The 19,920-nt window shown below is 68.3% G+C and carries 18 protein-coding genes; 10 read left to right on the forward strand and 8 right to left on the reverse strand.

The genetic code is table 11. From position 1 onward, the window contains the following. Positions 1-53: 53 nt before the first annotated feature. Positions 54-1,193 (reverse strand): ABC transporter substrate-binding protein, encoded by a 1,140-nt coding sequence (locus OPU70_RS17360; RefSeq protein ID WP_079112313.1) that lies wholly within the window; start codon positions 1,191-1,193, stop codon positions 54-56. 169 nt (positions 1,194-1,362) lie between these two features. On the opposite strand from OPU70_RS17360, the gene OPU70_RS17365 reads away from it, so the two are divergent. Further along, positions 1,363-2,193 (forward strand): sulfite exporter TauE/SafE family protein, encoded by an 831-nt coding sequence (locus OPU70_RS17365; protein ID WP_042539007.1) that lies wholly within the window; start codon positions 1,363-1,365, stop codon positions 2,191-2,193. 232 nt (positions 2,194-2,425) lie between these two features. Here the strand turns inward: OPU70_RS17365 and aspS are convergent, their stop codons facing one another. After that, positions 2,426-4,207 (reverse strand): aspartate--tRNA ligase, encoded by a 1,782-nt coding sequence (gene aspS, locus OPU70_RS17370; protein WP_367822790.1) that lies wholly within the window; start codon positions 4,205-4,207, stop codon positions 2,426-2,428. Between the two features lie 129 nt (positions 4,208-4,336). Here aspS and OPU70_RS17375 point away from each other — a divergent pair, with 129 nt between their 5' ends. Continuing rightward, a complete protein-coding gene (locus OPU70_RS17375) occupies positions 4,337-4,711 on the forward strand; it encodes a DUF5684 domain-containing protein (RefSeq protein WP_042539011.1) in 375 nt (124 codons plus the stop codon). 1 nt (position 4,712) lies between these two features. Next, positions 4,713-5,342, forward strand: coding sequence for a histidine phosphatase family protein (locus tag OPU70_RS17380; RefSeq protein WP_042539013.1), 630 nt, complete (start codon positions 4,713-4,715; stop codon positions 5,340-5,342). 88 nt (positions 5,343-5,430) lie between these two features. On the opposite strand, the gene OPU70_RS17385 is transcribed toward OPU70_RS17380, so the two are convergent. Continuing rightward, positions 5,431-6,330, reverse strand: a complete 900-nt coding sequence (locus OPU70_RS17385) for an NAD(P)/FAD-dependent oxidoreductase (RefSeq protein WP_498558335.1) — start codon at positions 6,328-6,330, stop codon at positions 5,431-5,433. Positions 6,331-6,390: 60 nt separating this feature from the next. Between OPU70_RS17385 and OPU70_RS17390 the strand changes: the two genes are divergently transcribed. The 5 genes from OPU70_RS17390 (at position 6,391) to ccsB (ending at position 11,101) form a co-directional block, all read left to right on the forward strand. Then, the gene (locus OPU70_RS17390) at positions 6,391-6,795 is read left to right on the forward strand and encodes a MerR family transcriptional regulator (protein ID WP_079112316.1); all 405 of its coding nucleotides are present in this window, start codon (positions 6,391-6,393) and stop codon (positions 6,793-6,795) included. Between the two features lie 64 nt (positions 6,796-6,859). Beyond that, positions 6,860-7,513, forward strand: a complete 654-nt coding sequence (locus tag OPU70_RS17395) for a TlpA family protein disulfide reductase (protein WP_079112317.1) — start codon at positions 6,860-6,862, stop codon at positions 7,511-7,513. Between the two features lie 16 nt (positions 7,514-7,529). Continuing rightward, the gene (locus OPU70_RS17400; protein ID WP_079112318.1) at positions 7,530-8,306 is read left to right on the forward strand and encodes a cytochrome c biogenesis CcdA family protein; all 777 of its coding nucleotides are present in this window, start codon (positions 7,530-7,532) and stop codon (positions 8,304-8,306) included. 28 nt (positions 8,307-8,334) lie between these two features. Further along, positions 8,335-10,119 (forward strand): cytochrome c biogenesis protein ResB, encoded by a 1,785-nt coding sequence (gene resB / locus OPU70_RS17405; protein ID WP_153302135.1) that lies wholly within the window; start codon positions 8,335-8,337, stop codon positions 10,117-10,119. 4 nt (positions 10,120-10,123) lie between these two features. Beyond that, the gene (gene ccsB, locus OPU70_RS17410; RefSeq protein WP_309686298.1) at positions 10,124-11,101 is read left to right on the forward strand and encodes a c-type cytochrome biogenesis protein CcsB; all 978 of its coding nucleotides are present in this window, start codon (positions 10,124-10,126) and stop codon (positions 11,099-11,101) included. Positions 11,102-11,116: 15 nt separating this feature from the next. Here ccsB and OPU70_RS17415 read toward each other — a convergent pair whose 3' ends face one another. From OPU70_RS17415 to OPU70_RS17425, 3 genes are all read right to left on the reverse strand, one after another. Then, the gene (locus OPU70_RS17415; RefSeq protein ID WP_498558336.1) at positions 11,117-11,713 is read right to left on the reverse strand and encodes a 2'-5' RNA ligase family protein; all 597 of its coding nucleotides are present in this window, start codon (positions 11,711-11,713) and stop codon (positions 11,117-11,119) included. Between the two features lie 163 nt (positions 11,714-11,876). Then, a complete protein-coding gene (locus tag OPU70_RS17420; RefSeq protein ID WP_498558337.1) occupies positions 11,877-13,760 on the reverse strand; it encodes a YhgE/Pip domain-containing protein in 1,884 nt (627 codons plus the stop codon). Further along, on the reverse strand, positions 13,757-16,558 hold the full coding sequence (locus OPU70_RS17425; protein ID WP_498558338.1) for an MMPL family transporter: 2,802 nt from the start codon (positions 16,556-16,558) through the stop codon (positions 13,757-13,759). Before OPU70_RS17425 ends, OPU70_RS17420 begins: the two co-directional genes overlap by 4 nt. Positions 16,559-16,679: 121 nt before the next feature. On the opposite strand from OPU70_RS17425, the gene OPU70_RS17430 reads away from it, so the two are divergent. Beyond that, the gene (locus OPU70_RS17430; protein WP_042539029.1) at positions 16,680-17,303 is read left to right on the forward strand and encodes a TetR/AcrR family transcriptional regulator; all 624 of its coding nucleotides are present in this window, start codon (positions 16,680-16,682) and stop codon (positions 17,301-17,303) included. A gap of 9 nt (positions 17,304-17,312) precedes the next feature. On the opposite strand, the gene OPU70_RS17435 is transcribed toward OPU70_RS17430, so the two are convergent. Together OPU70_RS17435 and OPU70_RS17440 are read right to left on the reverse strand one after the other, a co-directional pair. Next, entirely contained in the window at positions 17,313-18,290 is a 978-nt protein-coding gene (locus OPU70_RS17435) for an o-succinylbenzoate synthase (RefSeq protein WP_079112323.1), read from the reverse strand. Positions 18,291-18,348: 58 nt separating this feature from the next. Continuing rightward, positions 18,349-19,368, reverse strand: a complete 1,020-nt coding sequence (locus tag OPU70_RS17440) for a GNAT family N-acetyltransferase (protein ID WP_498558339.1) — start codon at positions 19,366-19,368, stop codon at positions 18,349-18,351. A 113-nt stretch (positions 19,369-19,481) separates the two neighbouring features. On the opposite strand from OPU70_RS17440, the gene OPU70_RS17445 reads away from it, so the two are divergent. Then, the gene (locus OPU70_RS17445; protein ID WP_042539035.1) at positions 19,482-19,814 is read left to right on the forward strand and encodes a PadR family transcriptional regulator; all 333 of its coding nucleotides are present in this window, start codon (positions 19,482-19,484) and stop codon (positions 19,812-19,814) included. The last annotated feature ends 106 nt before the right edge of the window (positions 19,815-19,920 follow it).

A 19,920-nucleotide genomic window follows, 5' to 3' on the forward strand; every position in this document is an offset into this window, starting at 1 on the left:
GAGGGGGACGGGGGCGGATGCCGTGGCATCCGCCCCCGTCGTGGTGGCAGTGGTCACTGGACCGCCGCTGCCCACTTCTCGCCGAGCAGCGTGCCGGCGTTCGTCGACTGCTCCTCGGTCGGGACGACGGTCTCGCTCGGGACCTCAGGAAGAGCCGCGGCCAGGTCGGCATCGATCGTGCCGGCCTCGGTCATGGCCTCCATACGAGCCGGACGTGCACCGCCCTTGAGCCACAGGTTCTGCACCTCGTCGCTGTAGAGGAACTCCTGCCAGAGGCGTGCGGCTGCCGGGTTCGGGGCATCCTTGTTGATCGCCTGGTTGTAGTAGCCGGCGTAACCGGTGCCGTCGAGCACGACGACCTTCCAGTCCTCGTTGTCGGCGGTGTGCGAGGCGTTCAGGTAGTCCCAGTCGAAGACGACGGGAGTCTCGCCGCTCGCGACGGTCGCCGTGGTGACGTCGACCTTGAGCAGGTTTCCGGCCTTCTGCAGCTCTGAGAAGAAGTCGATACCCGGCTGGAAGTCGTCGAGCGTGCCGTCGGACTGCACCGTGGCGAGGCCCACAGCGGCGAACGCCGCACCGGCCTGCGTCGGGTCGCCGTTGATGGCGACGGCACCCTTGTAGGCGGCGTCCTTCAGGTCGTCGAGCGACTCGGGGGCGTCGAACTTCGACGAGTCGTAGCCGATCGACATGTATCCGCCGTAGTCGCCGACGAAGAGCCCGGTCGGCTCCTTGAGCGCGTCGGGGATCTCGTCCCACGTCTGCACCTGGTACGGCGCGAAGGTGTCGGTGTTCTGCAGCGCGACCGTGAGGCCGAGGTCGAACACGTCGGGTGCGGTGTCGAGCCCCTCGTTGGTCTTCGCTGCCTGGATCTCTTCGGCGCTCGACACGTCGGGCGATGCCTCGTTGATCGTGATCTCGGGGTACTTCTCGGCGAAGAGGTCGAGGATCTCGCCGTAGTTGGCCCAGTCGCGCGGAAGGGCGATGACGTTGAGCTGGCCTTCGGCCTTCGCTGCCTCTTCGAGATCGGCGAACGATCCGAAGTCCTCGACAGAGGTCGCGGCTGCGGCGTCGACGTCGTCGCTGCCGGCAGCGGGGGTCTCAGCGCCGGTGGCGCAGGCGGTCAGACCGAGCGCGGCGGTGGTGAACAGGGCGATGCCGGCGCCGATGCGCGCGCGGCGGTGGAAGTTGGTCATCAGGGTCCTCTCGGTGTCCGGCGCTGTGAGCCGGATTCGGGTTGCGAGAGGACACTATGAGCCGAGGGTTGCCGATCATCGCGGTCCCGGTGAACGTGAGGTGTCCGCAGTGTGGCGGGTCGGGCCGCGATGGTGCTCGGGGCGTCACGCCGTCTGACATCCTGGACGGATGGACATCGGCAGTGTGCTCGGGCTCGAGCAGCTCACCTGGGGCACGCTGATCCTCATCGTCATCGCGGCCTTCGCCGCCGGCTGGATCGACGCCGTCGTAGGCGGTGGAGGGCTGCTGCAGCTTCCCGCCCTGCTGTTGATCCCCGGCATCTCACCGATCCAGGCACTCGCCACCAACAAGCTCGCCTCGGTCTTCGGCACGGCCACGAGCAGCGTCACCTACTACCGCCGAGCGAAACCCGACATCCGCACGGCGCTGCCGATGGCGGTGATCGCGCTCGTCGGCTCATTCGGCGGAGCCGCCGTCGCCACGGTGCTGCCGGCCGCGGCATTCAAGCCGATCATCGTGATCGCACTGCTCGTCGTGGCCCTCTTCACGGCGTTCCGCCCGCAGATGGGCGCCGCGACGCGGCTGCGCTTCAGGGGCCACAAGCACCACATCATGGCGGGGCTCGCCGGTCTCGTGATCGGGTTCTATGACGGGCTCATCGGGCCGGGCACCGGGACGTTCCTTGTGATCTCGCTCGTCGCACTGCTGGGGTATGACTTCCTGCAGGCGAGTGCGAAGGCGAAGATCGTGAACCTCGCCACGAACACCGGCGCGCTGCTGCTCTTCATCCCACACGGTGCCGTGCTGTGGCTGCTGGGCGGAATCCTCGCGGTGGCGAATGTCGCCGGCAGCTATCTCGGCTCGCGCATGGCGATCTCACGCGGCACGACCTTCATCCGCGTCGTGTTCCTCGTCGTGGTGGTCGCCCTGATCGCCAAGCTCGGCGTCGACGTGTGGAACGAGAACATCGCTCCCGCGCTCGCGCAGATCGGTCGTTGAGCGAGGCCGGGTCGCGACGCTTCGTCTCAGTCGACTTCGTCGTCTTCGCTCAGCGAACGGGAGATGAGCGGGGCGGCCGCTCGCGCAGATCGGTCGTCGAGCGAGGCCGGCGGAGCCGCCCGAGACGAAACGTGGTGAGGTCGAGTCGCGTCGCATCGTTCCGGCCGAACGACCGGGGTACGCGAAGAGGCCCCCTCCTGCCTGAGCGGGAGAGGGCCTCTGCGTGAGAGGGTCAGGCCTCGTCGTCCTCGGGCTCGAAGTCGACGCCGGCCTCGGCGCGCTGCTCGGCCGTGATGGGCGCCGGAGCCGCCGTCAGCGGGTCGAAGCCGTTGCCCGACTTCGGGAAGGCGATGACGTCGCGGATCGACTCGGTCTTCGCCAGGTGCTGCAGCACGCGGTCCATGCCGAGCGCGATTCCACCGTGCGGCGGTGCGCCGAACTTGAACGCGTCGAGCAGGAATCCGAACTGCTCCTGCGCGACCTCGTCGCTGATGCCCATGACCTCGAACACGCGCTTCTGCACGTCTTCGCGGTGGATGCGGATCGATCCGCCGCCGAGCTCCGAGCCGTTGCACACGATGTCGTAGGCGTAGGCGAGAGCCGAACCGGGGTCGGTGTCGAACGTGTCCTGGAACTCGGGCTTGGGCCCCGTGAACGCGTGGTGCACGGCGGTCCACGCTCCGGCGCCGACGGCGACGTCACCGGATGCCACGGCATCCGCGGCCGGCTCGAACATCGGGGCGTCGACGACCCACGTGAACGCGAACTCGTCGGGGTTCAGATAGCCGAGGCGGCGGCCGATCTCGACGCGGGCGGCGCCGAGAAGAGCGCGACTCTCCTTGGTCGATCCGGCGGCGAAGAACACGCAGTCACCGGCAGAGGCGCCGACGAACTCGGCGAGGCCGGCCTGCTCGGCCTCGGACAGGTTCTTGGCTGCGGGGCCGCCCAGCGAGCCGTCCTCGTTGAAGAGGACGTAGGCGAGACCGCGGGCGCCGCGCTGCTTGGCCCAGTCCTGCCACGCGTCGAGCTGCTTGCGCGGCTGGCTCGCGCCACCGGGCATGACGACGGCACCCACGTACTCGGCCTGGAAGACGCGGAACGGGGTGTCCTTGAAGTACTCGGTCGCCTCGACGAGCTCGAGCCCGAAGCGCAGGTCGGGCTTGTCGGAGCCATACTTCGCCATGGCGTCGGCATAGGTCAGGCGCGGCAGCGGGGTCTGGACCTCGACGCCGATGGTCTTCCACATCGCCTGGATGAGCGACTCCATCAGCGTGATGACGTCTTCCTGGTCGACGAAGCTCATCTCGATGTCGAGCTGCGTGAACTCCGGCTGACGGTCGGCGCGGAAGTCCTCGTCGCGGTAGCAGCGGGCGATCTGGTAGTACTTCTCGACGCCGCCGACCATGAGCAGCTGCTTGAACAGCTGCGGCGACTGCGGCAGGGCATACCAGCTACCGGGGTGCAGACGTGCGGGCACCACGAAGTCGCGGGCGCCCTCGGGCGTCGAGCGCGTGAGGGTCGGGGTCTCGACCTCGGTGAAGTCCTCGCCGTGCAGCACGTCGCGGACGGCCTTGTAGACATTCGAGCGCAGGCGCAGAGCGGATGCCGCGGCAGGGCGACGCAGGTCGAGATACCGGTACTTGAGGCGGGCCTCTTCGCCGACGGTCTCGGTGTCGGCGACAGCGGTCGACACCTGGAACGGCAGGGGAGCGGACTCGTTCAGCACCTCGACGTCGGTCGCGATGAGCTCGATCTCGCCGGTCGGCAGGTTCGGGTTCGCGTTGCCGTCGGGGCGACGCGAGACCTCGCCGGTGACCTTGAGGACGAACTCGTTGCGCAGCGGGTGCGCCACCTCTTCGTCGCGGATGACGACCTGGGCGATGCCCGATGCGTCCCGAAGATCGATGAACGCGACTCCTCCGTGATCACGACGGCGATCGACCCAACCCGAGAGGGTGACGGTCTGACCGATTTGCTCGGCTCGCAGTGAGCCTGCCGAGTGGGTGCGAAGCACGGAGGATTCCTCCTGATCTGGGAAATGATGAACCCGCCCATTCTACGGGGGCGGTGTCGCCTCCTCCGCCGGTGGCATATCGGTCAGTAGGATCGCCACGACAGCCGCTCGACCAGCGAAAGGGTCATCATGGACTCCAACGGCATCTCGGATCTCTACGCATCGATCTTCTCCGGCACGACGGGCCTGATCGCCCTCGTCTTCTACGTCCTCGTCGTCATCGGCCTGTGGAAGGTGTTCACGAAGGCCGGCTACCCCGGCATCCTCGCGATCATCCCCATCGTGAACGTCGTCTTCCTCGTCAAGATCGCCGGGATGTCCGGCTGGCTCGCGCTGCTCTACCTCATCCCGATCGTCGGTTTCATCTTCGGGATCATCGTCGCGATCAAGCTGGGTGAGCGCTTCGGCAAGGGCGGGCTCTTCTCGTTCTTCCTGCTCTTCGTCTTCCCCTACATCGGGTATCTGATCATCGGCTTCGGCGAGTCCCGCTACCGCGCGGTCTGACGTGGTGGCGTCGCGACTGCACCTCGTCCGTCACGGCGAGGTGCACAATCCCCAGCGCGTGCTCTACGGGCGGCTGCCCGACTATCACCTCAGCAAGGCGGGGAGGGAGATGGCGCGAGCCGCGTCCGATCACATCGCCGGTCTCGATCGCCCGGTCGCAGCTCTCTACTCCTCGCCGCTCGAGCGGGCACAGGAGTCGGCGGAGCCGTTCTCCGAGCGCTTCGGACTCACACCCGAGATCGACATCCGCCTGATCGAGCCGACCAATGTGTTCGAGGGCACGCAGATGCGCCGCTCGCTGATGAACCCGCTCAAGTGGTGGCACCTGCGTCAGCCGTCGCTGCCGAGCTGGGGCGAGCCGTACGCATCGATCGCCGAGAGGATGCTGGGCATGATGGCCGAGGCATGGCGATCCGTCGACGACGGCGACCTCGTGATGGTCTCGCACCAGGCGCCGATCTGGATCACCCACCTCCGCGTCGCGGGCCTGCCGCTGCAGCACGACCCGCGCACTCGGCGCTGCGCGCTGTCGAGCGTCACGTCTTTCGAGCTCGTCGGCGATGTGTGGCGCGAGGTCGCGTACGCCGAACCCGCGGCGACGGGTGGGGCAGTCGATGTCGGGGCGGTCTGAAGTCTGAGCTAGCGGCTCTGTTCGCAGTGATGGCCGCTCCCCGAGTCGGGAAGCGACCATCACTGCGCTGCGGCGAAGATGCTCGCGATCACGGAGCCATCAGCGACTGGATGACGCCGACCGCCGCGAGCTGACCGGCCGCGGCGGCCAGCAGCACCGAGGCCATCGGCCCCGGAAGCGACGCACGGTGTGCGAGGTCGCCCGCGGCGAAGACACCGGCGAGTGAGGTGCGACCGAAGTCGTCGATCTCGATCGACCCGGACGGCAGCATGTGCAGCCCGAGCTGGTCGGCGAACGGCGCACGGTGGCGGAGCGAGCCCGATGCCACGAAGACGCCGGCCACAGTCCGATCGCCGGAATCGGTGGTGACCCGCACATCGTCGCGGTCCGGTGCTACCGCGGTCACGAGGTCCACGCTCACCCGCGCTCCCAGCCCTTCGAGCGTCTGCGCCTCTTCTGCGGAGAACGCCTGATCGACGGGGAAGACCGTGATGTCTCCTGCGATGCGATCCAGAAGCCCGATCAGGTGCCCGGCACGAGGTGCGGGGCCGAGAATGGCGATGGAGCGCCCCGCATGCTCGTGACCGTCGCAGAACGGGCAGCTGAAGGCCTTCACTCCCCACAGCTCCTGCAGGCCGGGCACGGATGGCAGATCGTCGGCGACGCCGGTCGCGAGGATGACGCTCTTCGCCTCGACGGAGACTCCGTTCGCGAGCAGCACGGTGAACGCGCCCTCCGCACCCGAGACCGACTGCGCTCCGACGTCGCGGATCTCGACGTCGGCATACTCGGCGAGCTGAGTGCGTGCGGTCGCGCGGAACTCCGCCGGGGGAGTTCCGTCGTTCGCGACGACGTTGTGCATGTGCAGCACCGTGCCGTTGCGGTACTCACCGGAATCCAGCAGCAGCGTCGAGCGGTGCATCCGTCCCAGGGTCAGTGCCGCCTGCAGGCCGGCGGGGCCTGCTCCGATCACGATCGCGTCGTACATGTGGTGTCCTTCCGAGGGGCGGCGGTTGCTTTCGTCCTCAGTCTGTGACTTCATGTCAACATGAAGTCAAGTGTCGAGAGTCCCTGGTCCGTCGGCGAGGTGGCTGCCCGTTTCGCGCTGCCCACGAACGTGCTGAGGCACTGGGAGACGGTCGGGCTGCTGCGACCCGCACGCGACTCCGCCGGGAGGCGCCGATACGGGCAGGACGACGTGGTGCGCATAGCGGTGATCCAGCGCAGCAAGGCGGCCGGAATGACCCTCGACCAGATCGCCGTGCTCCTCGACGACGGAAGCGCCGGTCGGCACGAGGTGCTGCAGCAGCACCTCGACGATCTCGACCGCCGGATGGAGGACATGCGCCGATCACGCGAGATGACCGAGCATGCGATGGGATGCCGTTCGCACGACATCGCCACGTGTCCTCGCTTCCGCGCGAGTGTGGCCGACGTGCTCGCCCGGCTCTGAAGGCAGGCTTCCACGGCCGGGGCGTCCGGCCCATGCATAGGAACCCCCGCGTAAACTGGGAATCGTGCCACTCGCCTCGACGGTTCTTCCGATCCGCAGCGGCCGCCCCTCCCGCATCCGGCCTTCTCGCCGTGCGGTCGGTGCCGCGCTCGCCGCGGTACTAGCCATCGGTCTGAGCGCCTGCGCTCCCGATCCCGTGAACGACTCGTTCCTGAGCGGAGACAATCCCGGCTACGTCGCGGCCGACGGGGCGATCGTCGAGATCCCGGTCGCCGAGCGCGGCGAACCCGTCGTCGAATTCGGCGGCGTGACCGAGAACGGCGACGACTTCAGCAGCTCCGAGCTCGCGGGCAAGGTGACGGTCGTGAACTTCTGGTACGCGGGCTGCGCACCGTGTCGGGTCGAGGCAGAAGACCTCGAGAGCGTGTGGCAGGAGCACGGCGGAGACGACGTGGCCTTCCTGGGCATCAACACCCGCGATCAGGCCGACACCGCCAAGGCGTTCTCGGCGGAGTTCGGCGTGACCTACCCGAGCCTCATCGATGTCGACACCGCCGAGGCGAAGCTCGCCTTCGCGTCGTCGGTGCCGATCCAGGCGACGCCGACCACTCTGGTGCTCGACAAGCAGGGCCGGGTCGCCGCCCGCATCATCGGGCCGATCGACGGCACCTCGATCCTCTCGACGCTCGTCAAGGACGCGCTCGCGGAGGACTCATGAGTCTTGCGGAAGCGGCATGAACCCCGGGACGATCATCGACTCAGGCGCACTGTGGCTCGCGATCCCGGTAGCGATGCTCGCTGGGCTCATCTCCTTCCTCTCACCGTGCGTGCTTCCGCTGGTGCCGGGCTACCTCGGGTTTCTCGGGGGAGCGGTCACCCCTCGACGAGAGCGGTCGGAGAACGGCAGCGGCGTCGCGACGGTCGAAGCTCCCGCTCGCGGACGACTCGTGTTCGGTGTGCTGCTGTTCATCCTGGGCTTCAGTCTCGTGTTCGTCTCGCTGACAGCGCTCGGCGGGCTCGCCAACGTCTTCCTGCTGCAGTGGGGTGAGCTGATCACCCGCATCCTCGGCGGCGTGATCATCCTGATGGGACTCGTGTTCCTCGGTCTCTTCGGCTTCGCCCAGCGCGAGCTGCGCTTCCAGGTCGACTCCAAGGCCGGCCTGATCGGCGCACCGCTGCTGGGAATCGCGCTCGGAATCGGCTGGGCTCCGTGCATGGGGCCGACGCTCGCCGCGATCTTCGCCCTCTCGTTCAACCAGGGCGACCCGGTGCGTGCCGGCATGCTCGGCCTGGCGTACTCGCTCGGCCTGGGCCTGCCGTTCCTGCTGGTCGCGCTCGGGTTCGGGTGGGCCACCAAGACGATCGGGTTCCTCCGTCGCCACATCCGCGTCGTGAACGTCATCGGCGGCGTGCTGCTGATCGTGCTCGGCCTGCTGATGCTGACCGGCCTCTGGACCGACATCATGTCTCGCCTGACGGTGGTGATCGGTAGTGTCCCCCTCCCGTTCTGATGAGAACACGACGCATCGGAAGGATGACGTGAGCAGCACAACCGAGAGGTCCAGCGATCCGCTGCGCCCGTCAGACCACGTCGACGGCGAGGAGTCGATCACCCAGCCACGCCTCGGGTTCGTGGGCTGGCTGCGCTGGGGCTGGCGTCAGCTGACCTCGATGCGCACCGCGCTGATCCTGCTGCTCGTCCTCGCGATCGCGGCGATCCCCGGCTCGATCTTCCCTCAGCGGATGGCCGACCCCAACGGCGTCACCCAGTGGGAGCGCGACAACCCCGATCTCTTCCCCGTGCTCGACGGGCTGAAGATGTTCGACGTCTACCTGTCGCCGTGGTTCTCGGCCATCTACCTGCTGCTGTTCGCCTCCCTCGTCGGCTGCGTCATCCCGCGCATCCGTCACCACGCCAAGGCGCTGCAGGCACGACCCCCTCGCACGCCCGCACGTCTGAAGCGACTCGCCGACTTCCGTGCCGTCGAGCGCACGTCGCCAGACGCGCCAGCCGACGCTGCGGCGACGATCGACATCGCGACGAAGCAGCTCAAAGCGCTCGGATACCGCGTCGAGCGCTACGACTCGGGCCGCACCGCGTCGGTCTCGGCCGAGCGCGGCTACTGGCGCGAGTCGGGCAACCTGCTCTTCCACCTCGCCCTCGTCGGCGTGCTGATTACCGTGGGGGTCGGGGGAGGGTTCGCCTACACCGGCCAGCGCGTGCTGGTCGAGGGCGAGACGTTCGCGAACACGCTGCTCGACTACGACTCGATGAACCGCGGCCGCTTCGTCGGCGACGGGGCGCTCGCGCCGTACTCGATGCGCCTCGACAGCTTCGACGTCACCTACCAGCCCTTCGGCGAGCCCGGCTCGGGTCAGGCCGGCGACTTCTCGGCCAACGTCACGGTGCAGGAGAACGGCGAGGAGCGCACCGGCTCGGTCAAGGTCAACGAGCCTCTCGGCGTCGCCGACGACAACGTCTTCCTGCTCGGCAACGGCTACGCGCCGACGATCACCGTGCGCGACCCCGACGGGGAGGTCGTGTTCACGAACAGCACGCCCTTCCTGCCCCAGGACAACAACATGACGTCGCTCGGCGTCATCAAGATCCCCGACGGTCTCAGCGAGCAGGTCGGCCTCGTCGGCTTCTTCTACCCGACCACGGGTGTGCTCGACACGGGCGCGTTCTTCTCCGGCTTCGGGGACCTCACCAACCCGACGCTCACCCTCGACGTCTACACCGGCGACCTGGGCATCAACGAGGGCATCCCCCGCTCGGTCTACGTCCTCGACACCACCGGCATGACCAAGGTCACCGGACGCACGACAGACCTCGAATCGATCGAGCTCACGCCCGGACAGACGGCCGACCTGCCGAACGGCATGGGGACCGTGACCTTCGAGGACGAATCGCCGGCGGGGGCCACCGACGCCTCGCAGTCGGTCAAGCGCTTCGCCTCGCTGCAGATCCACCGCGACGCGTCGGGTCCGTGGGTGCTCGGCTTCGCACTTCTCGCGCTGGGCGGACTCATGCTCGCCCTGTTCATCCCTCGGCGCCGAGTGTGGGTCAAGGCGACGGGGCAGGACGGCATCGTCTCTCTCGAGTACGCCGGTCTCGCGCGCGGTGAGGATCCGACTCTCGCCACGGCTGTCGACGACCTCGTGGCCGGTCACGCGCGTCTGATGGACGCCGCGGGAGTGACGACTGCGGTCGAGGCGCCGGTCGCGACCGGCGACGAGTCCGACAACGCCGCGACGGCGTCCGAGGCCGTCCGCGACGGTGACCCCGAGCATCCTGCATCCGACACCCCGAAAGTAGACTGACACCATGTTCGATCTCGAAGTGATCTCGCCGATCCTGCTCTGGACGGCGATCGCGGTCTATGCGGCGGCCTTCGTGGCCTTCGCCTTCGACCTCGCCCGCCGGTCGCAGCTGTCGGCCGATGCGGCGAGCGTGCGGGAGTTCGAACTGGTCGGAGCCGGCGCGGGTTCGCGCGGCGCCAAGGGTGCTTCGGCATCCGGCTCGGATGTCGCCCCGCAGCGTTTCGTGATGGCGCGCATCGGCACCTCGCTCACCGTGCTCGCGTTCATCTTCCACCTCGCAGCCACGGTGACGCGTGGTCTCGCGGCCGGGCGAGTGCCGTGGGCCAACCTCTACGAGTTCGCGATGATGGGCACGCTGCTGATCGTCGCGGTGTTCCTCGTGGTGCTGACGCGCATCGATCTGCGCTTCCTCGGCACGTTCATCACCGGTCTCGTCGTCGTGCTGCTGGGTCTCTCGGCCACGAACTTCTACGTCGATGTCTCGCCTCTGATGGACCCGCTCAAGAGCGTGTGGCTGGTGATCCACGTCTTCGTGGCCTCCCTCGGCACCGCGTTCTTCGCCCTGGCCTTCGCTCTGTCGGTGATCCAGCTGATGCAGTCCCGCCGGGAGCGTCTCATCTCCGAGGGTGCCGAGAAGACCGGCCCCGGCTTCCTGCGCACCTTCCCCGGGTCGGAGCGCCTCGAGAGCATGGCCTACCGCTTCACGATCATCGGCTTCATCCTCTGGACGTTCACGCTCATCGCCGGTTCGATCTGGGCCTACTACGCCTGGAGCCGCTTCTGGGGCTTCGACGTCAAGGAGACGTGGACCTTCGTGATCTGGGTGCTCTATGCGGGGTACATCCACGCGCGCGCGACGCGCGGCTGGCGTGGTAACCCCTCGGCTTGGCTGGCGATCGTCGGCTTCTCGGCCGTGCTCTTCAACTTCACGATCGTCAACGTGTTCTTCAAGGGTCTGCACGCCTACTCGGGCCTCAGCTGAGCGCCCGAGCGGTTCTCATCTGAACGAACGCAGTCCGAACGGGATGACTTCGGAGTGTTCGGCGCCGTCTTCGTACCAGACGAGCTCGGCCTCGCTGATGGTCTCGGCGGGGCGTGAGCTGAGCGAGCGACGGGACTTGTGCGACAGCTCCGTCCATGCCGCGGGGGCGAGCGTCTTCGCGTAGATCACCGACAGGTGGAACGTCCAGTCCTCCGTGCTGCGCTCGTCGAGTCGACGCAAGTTGGTGCCCTCGAGAGCTTCGCTGAGGTTCGCGTAGGCCGACACGAGCGAGGGGGTTCGTCTCAGGCGCAGGATGACGACCTGCCACGGAGCCGGGAACACGTCGACGGCTTCGGCGACGACCTCGATCGGGCGCTGCGCCACGGCCCATTCGCGGATCAGGGCGAGCAGCTCCTCCCGACGCTTTGGCTCGTGGAATGCGCGAAGCGTGACGTGCTCGGTGTGCGGGTGCGGAGCATCCATTCGGCCGAGTGCCGACCTCTGCTCGGCCCGGTAGACGTCCGACACCGCTCTCGTCGGGCGCAGCACGAGATACTGCTGCCCCTCGAGTGACTCGAGCTGGGCGGGAGAGGTCATGAACGGGCGACGCATCTTCTGATCGTACGTGCGTCGGGGAGTATGCGAATACCGCCTCTGCCCGGGCGAGCGCGGCTTCGGAGCTGTGTGACGATGCGCCGTGCATCGAGTGCCATGCACGGCGCATCGTCGGATGTGATGTGAAGGTGTGCCAGGGCTGGGTGCCCGGAGAGGACGCTCAGGCGGTCGCCATGGCCGCCTTCACGGACGTCGTGCGACGCAGGGCGACCGCGATGGTGGTCACGACGAGCGACAGCACACCCCACACGATGAGGCCGGCGGTTGCGCCTCCGTTCGCGGTGATCAGCCCGGCGAACGCGGGGGAGGTCGGCAGAGACGCTCCGAGATCCGCCAGCCAGCCGGGCACCGTCGAGATCAGTCCCGTCGCGATCGCGAGCACCCCGACGAGAGCGCTGATCCAGCGACCGACGCCGCCGAAGACTGCGACGAGCGCCTGGTTGACCGCGGCGAAGACGATTCCCGCCAGCACCGCGATTCCGGCGAACGCCCACCAGGTGGCGGCGTCGTAGCTCGCGACGATCTGCACGATCAGTGAGACCAGCAGGCCCTGAGCGGCGCCGATGGCGGCCGCCGGGGCGAAAGCGCGCAGCGCGAGCCCGGCAGAGGAGCGCCGCGACGTGAGCGTGCGTGCGGTGTGGGCCCGCATCACGAGGAACGAGGCGAGAGCGCCGAACCACAGCACCACGGCCGCGAGCAGCGGGATCGCCGTCGGCCCGAAGATCGTTGCACCGTCGGCTCCCTTCGACGCCACAGGGTCGGCGATCACCGAGGCCAGGGAGGTCGACTCCGAGTCGCTGAACGACGGGAGGGAGTCGGATGCGGTGCGCAGGCCTCCGGCGAGATCGTCCGTTCCGGTGGCGAGGGTGTCGAGGCCGGTCGCGAGGTCGGCGGCTCCGGTCGCGAGCTCGGTCGTCCCGTCGGACAGCTGAACGGCTCCCGTGGACAGTGCACGTGCGCCGGCGGCGGACTCGTCGAGGCCCTGGGACGCCAGCTGGTTCAAGCCGTCCGCGAGAGTCGTCGCGCCGGCGCCGGCCTCACCGAGCTGGGTCGCGAGGGTGGCGGGGAGCGTAGCGAGTTGCTGCACCCCCGCATCCGTCTGCGTGGCACCTGACGAGAGCGCGGCGATCTGGTCGCAGTACTCCTGAGGGAATCCACTAGGTACACAGGTCTCCGCGAGCTGCTGCAGACCGGTTGCCACCTGTGCAGACCCGGCCGCGAGCTGCTGGGCCCCGGCGACCTGGTTCTGAAGCTCTGCGGCCCCTGCGGTCAGCCCCGTGCCGATCTGGCTCGCTCCCCCCGCAGCCTCGCGGGTTTTCGCAGCGAGCGTGTCGAGCCCTGACGCGAGCGAGGACGCACCGCTTCCGAGCTCGGCGGCACCCGAGGCGAGCTGCGTCGCGCCGTCGGGGATCGCGGCCGCGCCCGTCGCCGCATCCCGTGCGCCGGTGGCGAGCTCGGCCGCGCCGTCGGCGGCTTCTCCGATCTGATCGCCGATCGTGGTGAAGCCGACGAGGATGTTCTCGGTCGTCGCCTCCGACAGCAGCGTGCCCATGCTCGAGGCGGCCGCATCCGCGATCTGACCGGTGATGAGGTCGTCGGCCACGAGCCCGTCGTCCGGTGTGGTGACCCGGATGGTGGCCTGCTCGGCATCGCCTCCGCCGTCCGAGATCGCCTGCCCTGCAGAGGTGGCGGCGGCTGAGAACTCCTCGGGGATCGTGATCACGGCCTGATACGACCCGTCGGCGAGCCCGTCGGCCGCGTCATCCTCGTTCGAGATCACCCAGGTGAGGTTGGAGTCGAGCTCGTCCGATCCTTCGACGAGCCCTGATGCGAGCTGCCGACCCAGCGGCGTCAGCTGTCCGTCGATCTCCACGGGCTCGTCGAGGTTGACGATCGCGGCGGTCATCGAGTCGAGGCGCTCGGTCGGGTTCTGGAGTGCCGCGACCAGGATGCCGCCGACGGCTGCGGGCAGCAGCAGGATGCCGAGGATCGTCAGCCACGTGATGGGCTTGCGCGAGCGTGCGCGTTCGATGGGGAGGGTCATGCGTTCACCTCGGTCGATTCGGTGGTGCCGTCGGCGGTGCGGGGCACCGAGGACTCGGGTCGTGTCTGTGCTGGGGGCGCGTCGACGTCGATCACGTCGGCAGGGGAGCGGCCGGCGTCTGCGAGGATCTGGAGGCCGATCTGCGGGTCGAGCGCGGTGAGCAGGATCGCGGTCGTACTGCGAGAGTCGCGCAGTCGCGCCGCCAGCTGATCGCGTTCGGGGCGCGAGAGCCGGTCTGCTCCGTCGATCACCACGAGTGCAGGGCGTCCGCGCAGCGCCTCGGAGAGGTCGGCCGACAGGCGGGCAGCATCGGCGGTCATGACCGCTCCGACATGTGCGCGCACCCACGCCGCTCGACCCGGCAGCAGATGGCCGACGACCCGGAGGCGTCCGTCATCGGGCGTCGCGCGGCCGGCGATCGTCAGAGCCAGCGCACGCAGCGCACCGGCGGAGGAGCCCGTGAGCACCGCTGATCCGCCGGGAGCGAGGCGCAGGTGGAGGCGGTCGATGCCGGCATCCGTCACCGAGAGATCGTCGGCGGCCACGACCGAGTCGTCTCCCGGCCATCCGGCCAGGTGGCGCTCGCGTTCGACCGCTTCCCCCTCGATATCGACGCGGGGGAGGACCTTCTCCAGCCACGCCGGGATCTCCCACGCCCGCTCGCCGAGGATGGCCATGAGAGCGGGGATCAGCGTCATCCGCACCAGGAACGCGTCTATCGCGATGCCGGCTGCGAGGCCCAGCGCGATGGGCTTGAGCGACGAGTCACCCTCGGGGACGAACGCGACGAACACCGCGAACATGATGAGTCCTGCTGCGGTGACGACCTTCGCAGACCCCGTGAACCCGCTGCGCACGGCGCGCAGCGCGGCGGCGCGACGGACGGCTCGGTCAGGACTCTTCGCGTCGGGGTCGTGCACGAAGTCCTCGCGCATGCGCGACACCAGGAAGACCTGATAGTCCATGGCGAGTCCGAACAGCACGCCCATCAGGATGATCGGCATGAAGCTGATGATCGGGCCCACCTTCGCGACGTGCAGGGCGTCGGCGAACCAGCCCCATTCGAACACCGCGCCGACGATGCCGAACGCGGCCACGATCGACAGCAGGTATCCGGCTGCGGCGGTGATCGGCACCCAGAGCGAGCGGAACACGATCGTGAGCAGGATCAGCGAGAGGCCGATCACGAAGATGCCGAAGGGCAGCAGCGCGTTGCCGAGCTGGTCGGAGATGTCGATGCCGACCGCGGTGAATCCGGTCACCTTGAGGTCGATGCCGAACTCGTCGAGCCACTCGTCGTGGTGCGACCGCAGCTCGCGCACGAGGTCAGCCGTGGCAGGGTCGTCGGGCGCCGTCTCGGGGATGATCTGCACGATGCCGGTGTCGGCCGTCTCGTTCGGCGTCGAGAGGGCGACCTCCTTGACGCCGTCGATCTTCGCGACCTCGTCGCCGAGATCCTCCATCAGCGTGAGCGGATCCGTCGATGTGACGATCGTGCCCGTGAGGATCATCGGCCCGTTGAAGCCGGGGCCGAACTCCTCGGCCACGAGGTCGTAGCTCTGCCGCGCCTCGGAGTCCTTCGGCAGCACGCCGGCGTTGGGCAGTGCGAGGTTCAGGCTCAGGGCCGGCACCGCGATGATGCCGAGGCCGATCACGACCGCGAGTGAGACGAGTATCGGGCGTGTGGTGACGCCGGTCACCCAGCGCTCGCTGAATCGCACACGCGGAACCGGAGCGGGCTTGCCCTTCTTCGCCTTCGGAGCCTTGCGCGGCCGACCCGCCACCCTGCCCTTCATGAAGCCCAGCAGCGCAGGGGTGAGCGTCACCGCGATCGCGACGGCGACCGCGACGGCGGCGGACGCCGCGATGCCCATGGTCGTCAGGAACGGGATGCCGGCGAAGCCGAGTCCGATCAGGGCGATCAGCACGGTCACGCCCGCGAACACCACGGCGGAGCCGGCCGTGCCGACGGCGCGGGCGGTGGATTCCTCGGGGTCGACCCCCTCGCGCACCTGATCCTGGTGCCTGGCCATGATGAACAGCGCGTAGTCGATGCCGACCGCGAGCCCGAGCATGAGGGCGAGGAGAGGAGTGGTCGACGAGACCGTGGCGAAGGCGGTCGCCGCGAAGATGCCGGCCATCGAGATGCCCACGCCGAGCACAGCCGTGAGCAGCGGGAGCCCTGCGACGACGAACGAGCGGAAGGTCACGATCAGCACGAGCAACGCGATGAGCAGTCCCACGGCCTCGGTCAGTGTGACACCGGGGATGGAGGTGGCGAACAGCTCGCCACCGAGAGAGGTCTGCGATCCGTCCGGAAGCTCGTCGGCGAGCTCGGCCACGACGGCTCGCAGGTCGTCCTGTGTCTCGTCCGAGACATCGCTCGCCTGGCCGTCGAACTGCAGGCGGATGATGCCGGCGGTCTCGTCGTCGTTGACCATGCCGCTGACCATCTCGTCGAACGGGGAGGTGGCCGAGAGCACGGAATCGTCGAGATCGGCGAGCTGGTCGACGGCGTCGTCGATGTCGTTCCGATACGTCTCATCCGTGATCGAGTCGCCGTCCGCGGCGACCACGATGATCTGCGCGCTGGTTCCGCTGACTGCCGGGAAAGAGCGGTTGAGCTGCTCGAGACCCGCCTGCGACTCGGTTCCGGGGATCGAGAAGGAGTTGTCCGTGCCGGCCCCGAGAACGAGGGCGCCGGCGCCGGCGATGCCGAGTGCGAGGAGCCAGGAGACGAGGACGCGCCACGGGTGCCGGTAAGACCAGCGGCCGAGCGAGGACAGGAGTGTGGACACGAGGCTCCTCAGGGAATGCGGGCTGGATACACAGGTGTATCCAATACATAGATGTATCGTAAGGTGATCCGAGCCCCGGAGTCTGTGTGCGGGGTGTGAGAATGAGAGGCAGGAGGATTCGATGACGACACCCGCCACGCGAAGCCGAGAGAACACGCGCGCCAGGCTTCTGGATGCCGCCGCGCAGGTCTTCGCCGAGGTCGGACTCGACGGCGCCTCCGTCGAAGCGGTCTGCGATCGCGCCGGTTTCACGCGTGGAGCGTTCTACTCGAACTTCGAGTCGAAGGACGAGCTGTTCCTGATGCTCGCCGGCAGCGTCGGCGAGCAGCGCGTCAACGGGGTGCGTGCCCGCGTCGAGGAGATCGCTGCTGAGGGCGGCCTCTCAGAGGGGTGCGACCCGGTCGAGCTCGTCCAGCGCATCATGGATGCGGGAGGCGACGACCGGCTCGGTGTGATGCTGATGAGTGAGATCCGCATCCGCGCGCTGCGCGATCATCAGTTCGGCTCGGCCTACCTCGTGCAGGAGCGCGAGATGGTCTCGAGCATCGCGGTGATCATCACGGACATCGTCTCGGTGAGCTCACTCGAGCTGAAGGTTCCGGCCGAGGAGGCCGCGCGCATGCTCATGATCCTCTGGGAGGGCATGACCGTTCGCGGTGCGATGGCGGGCCAGGACTCCGATCAGCTGCGGCACTCTGGCAGCGAGGAGCTGGGCAGGCTCGTGCAGCTGCTGCTCGCGGAGTGACGTCGCTGCTCAGCGCGCGGCGAGCACCTCGTAGCAGCGGCTGAGGCGATCGAGCCACCAGTCGCGACGATCGTCGTCTGCGGCGAGTCGAGCAACTGCCGCGGCGTCCGGCGTCACGCGTCCAGCGGGGATCGAGCCGTCGACCGGGCGCAGGTCGGCGACGTCGTCGAGGAACAGGGATGCGGTGCCGAGACCGCAGTCGTAGTCGAGCGTCGGCAGCGCGGCGGCGAGCGCCGCACCCTGCGAGAGTCCGATCGCGGTGTCGAGTGCACTCGAGACGACCACGGGGAGCCCGGCGGCGGTGACGATCTGCAGCGCGTGAGTGATGCCTCCGAGGGGTTGCGCCTTGATCACGAGCAGGTCGGCGGCCTTCTCCCGAGCGACCGCGAGCGGGTCGGACGACTTGCGGATGCTCTCGTCTGCCGCGACCGGGATGCCCATGTACTTCACGCGGGTGCGCAGCTCGGCGAGTTCGGGCACCGTGGCGCAGGGCTGCTCGACGTACTCGAGGTCGAACTCGTTGAGCGCGTGCACCGCATGCTCGGCCTCGTCGACGTTCCAGGCTCCGTTGGCATCCACACGGATGCGTCCCTCCGGCCCCATCGCCTCGCGCACGGCTCGCACGCGAGCGACGTCGTCCGCCAGTGTCTGGCCGGGCTCTGCGACCTTGACCTTCGCCGTGCGGCACCCGGCGAACCTTGCCAGCACGTCGGCGACCCGTGACGCCTCGATGGCGGGGATCGTGGCGTTCACGCCGATGCGCTCGCGCAGGGGTGCCGGTTGCGGCCGCCACGCGAAGTCGATCGCGGCCGCGAGCCAGGTCGCCGCTTCGGCATCGTCGTATTCGAGGAACGGAGAGAACTCGGCCCATCCCTCCGGGCCCTCGAACAGCAGCGCCTCGCGAGTGTCGACCCCGCGGAAGCGGGTGTGCATCGGAAGAGAGACGACCCTGGCCGAGCCGAGCAGATCTGCGAGCGGTGGGAGCATGTGCTCATTCTGCTCTGTCGGAGCTGCCTCCGGGATCCGCCGTGCCGACGGATGCTTCTCAGATCAGGCGCTTCTGCAGTTCGCCCAGTCGTTCGCTCGGGCGGAAGCCGAGCAGCGTGTTCACGGCGAGCATGTGCGCGTTCGATTCCGCGTTGTAGGTGTAGACGGCGCGTGCCTGAGGGGCCTCGCGGTGCAGCATCCGCAGGTTGGCGACCTTGACCGCGATGCCGAGCCGGTGGCCTCGGTCGGCGGCGCGCACGAGGGTTCCCCACTGATACGCGTTGCCGTCGTCGGTCGACACGACGAGCTGCGAATAGGCGGCGGCGTCGCCGTCCGGGGAGAGGGCGATCGTGCCGAACGAGATGCGGCCCTGAAGATCGAGCAGCTCCTCGCTCTCGCGGATGCTGTCGACGTCGGGCTTCTGCGGTTCGATGTCGAGCTCGCCGGTCGGCGCCTCGGTCTCGAGCGTGGCGTCGAGGATTGTCCAGCGCTCCACGACGTCGTCGGGGATGCGGCCGACCCAGCTGCGGATCTCGTACTGCGAGATGGTCGAGGCGATGTCGTTCTCGATCCGGTCGAGCAGTGAGGGGTCGACCGGAAGGGGCAGTCTGCTCTGCACGTCGCCGAGAGCGAGGGTGTAGCCGTGCCGCCTCGCGAACTCGCGGCCGGGGGAGCCGGCCCCCTCCGATCCGAGCTCGTAGGGCCACGACGCCGAACCCTGCGCGGTCGTGCGGTCGGATGTCACGGCTTCGCGCTCGAGGTGGGTGAGTGCCTCCGTGCCGATGCCGCGTCGTCGGTGGCGGGGCGGCACGCTGATCGCGAGGTGCGCGACGTGCGTGTTGTCCTTGAGCGGCAGCCCGAGGCTCGCGGATCCGACGATGTCTGCGCCGTCACGGAGCAGATATGCGCGCCGATCGACGACGGCCGATTGCTGCTGCAGCTCGCTGCGGCACTCTGCCCGAGACCAGACGACGGCGTCCGCGCCACGGTCGGCTCGTTCGGCTGCGGCGTAGCACCCCCACCATGCATCCACCGCGTCGTCGTCGAAGGGATCGACGCGGGAGATCTCGATCGTCATGCACCCACGGTAGTTGCTCGATCGGGAAGGCTGACGGCTCGGATGGAAGCTCGTGGCGCGTCACACCTATGTGTGATTGACAATGGTGTGTGACGCACAGTAATGTGACCGACATGAACGAGACCCTCGACACGCATCTGCAGGAACTGCGCCGCGGCACCGTGGTGCTGGCTTGCCTGCAGCTGCTGCGCACTGCGGGGTACGGCTACGGACTGCTCGAAGACCTGGAGCGCCGCGGCTTCGCCACCGATGCGAACACGCTGTACCCGCTGCTTCGCAGGCTCGAGAAGCAGGAGTACCTCACGAGCGAGTGGAACACCGACGAGGCGCGACCTCGCAAGTTCTACCGCACATCGGACGCCGGCATCCGGCTCGCCGACACCCTGACCGAAGAATGGCGATCGCTCACCGCGGCGATCGCGACCCTCACAGTCGAGGAGCACTGACATGACCACGACAGCCACGCTCACCGAGCGCTACATCAGCGCCACGATCCGCAGCCTCACGCCCGAGGTGCAGGACGACGTCCGGGCAGAGCTCGAAGCGGGGGGG

Source organism: Microbacterium sp. SWDP-B6 (assembly GCF_059803615.1).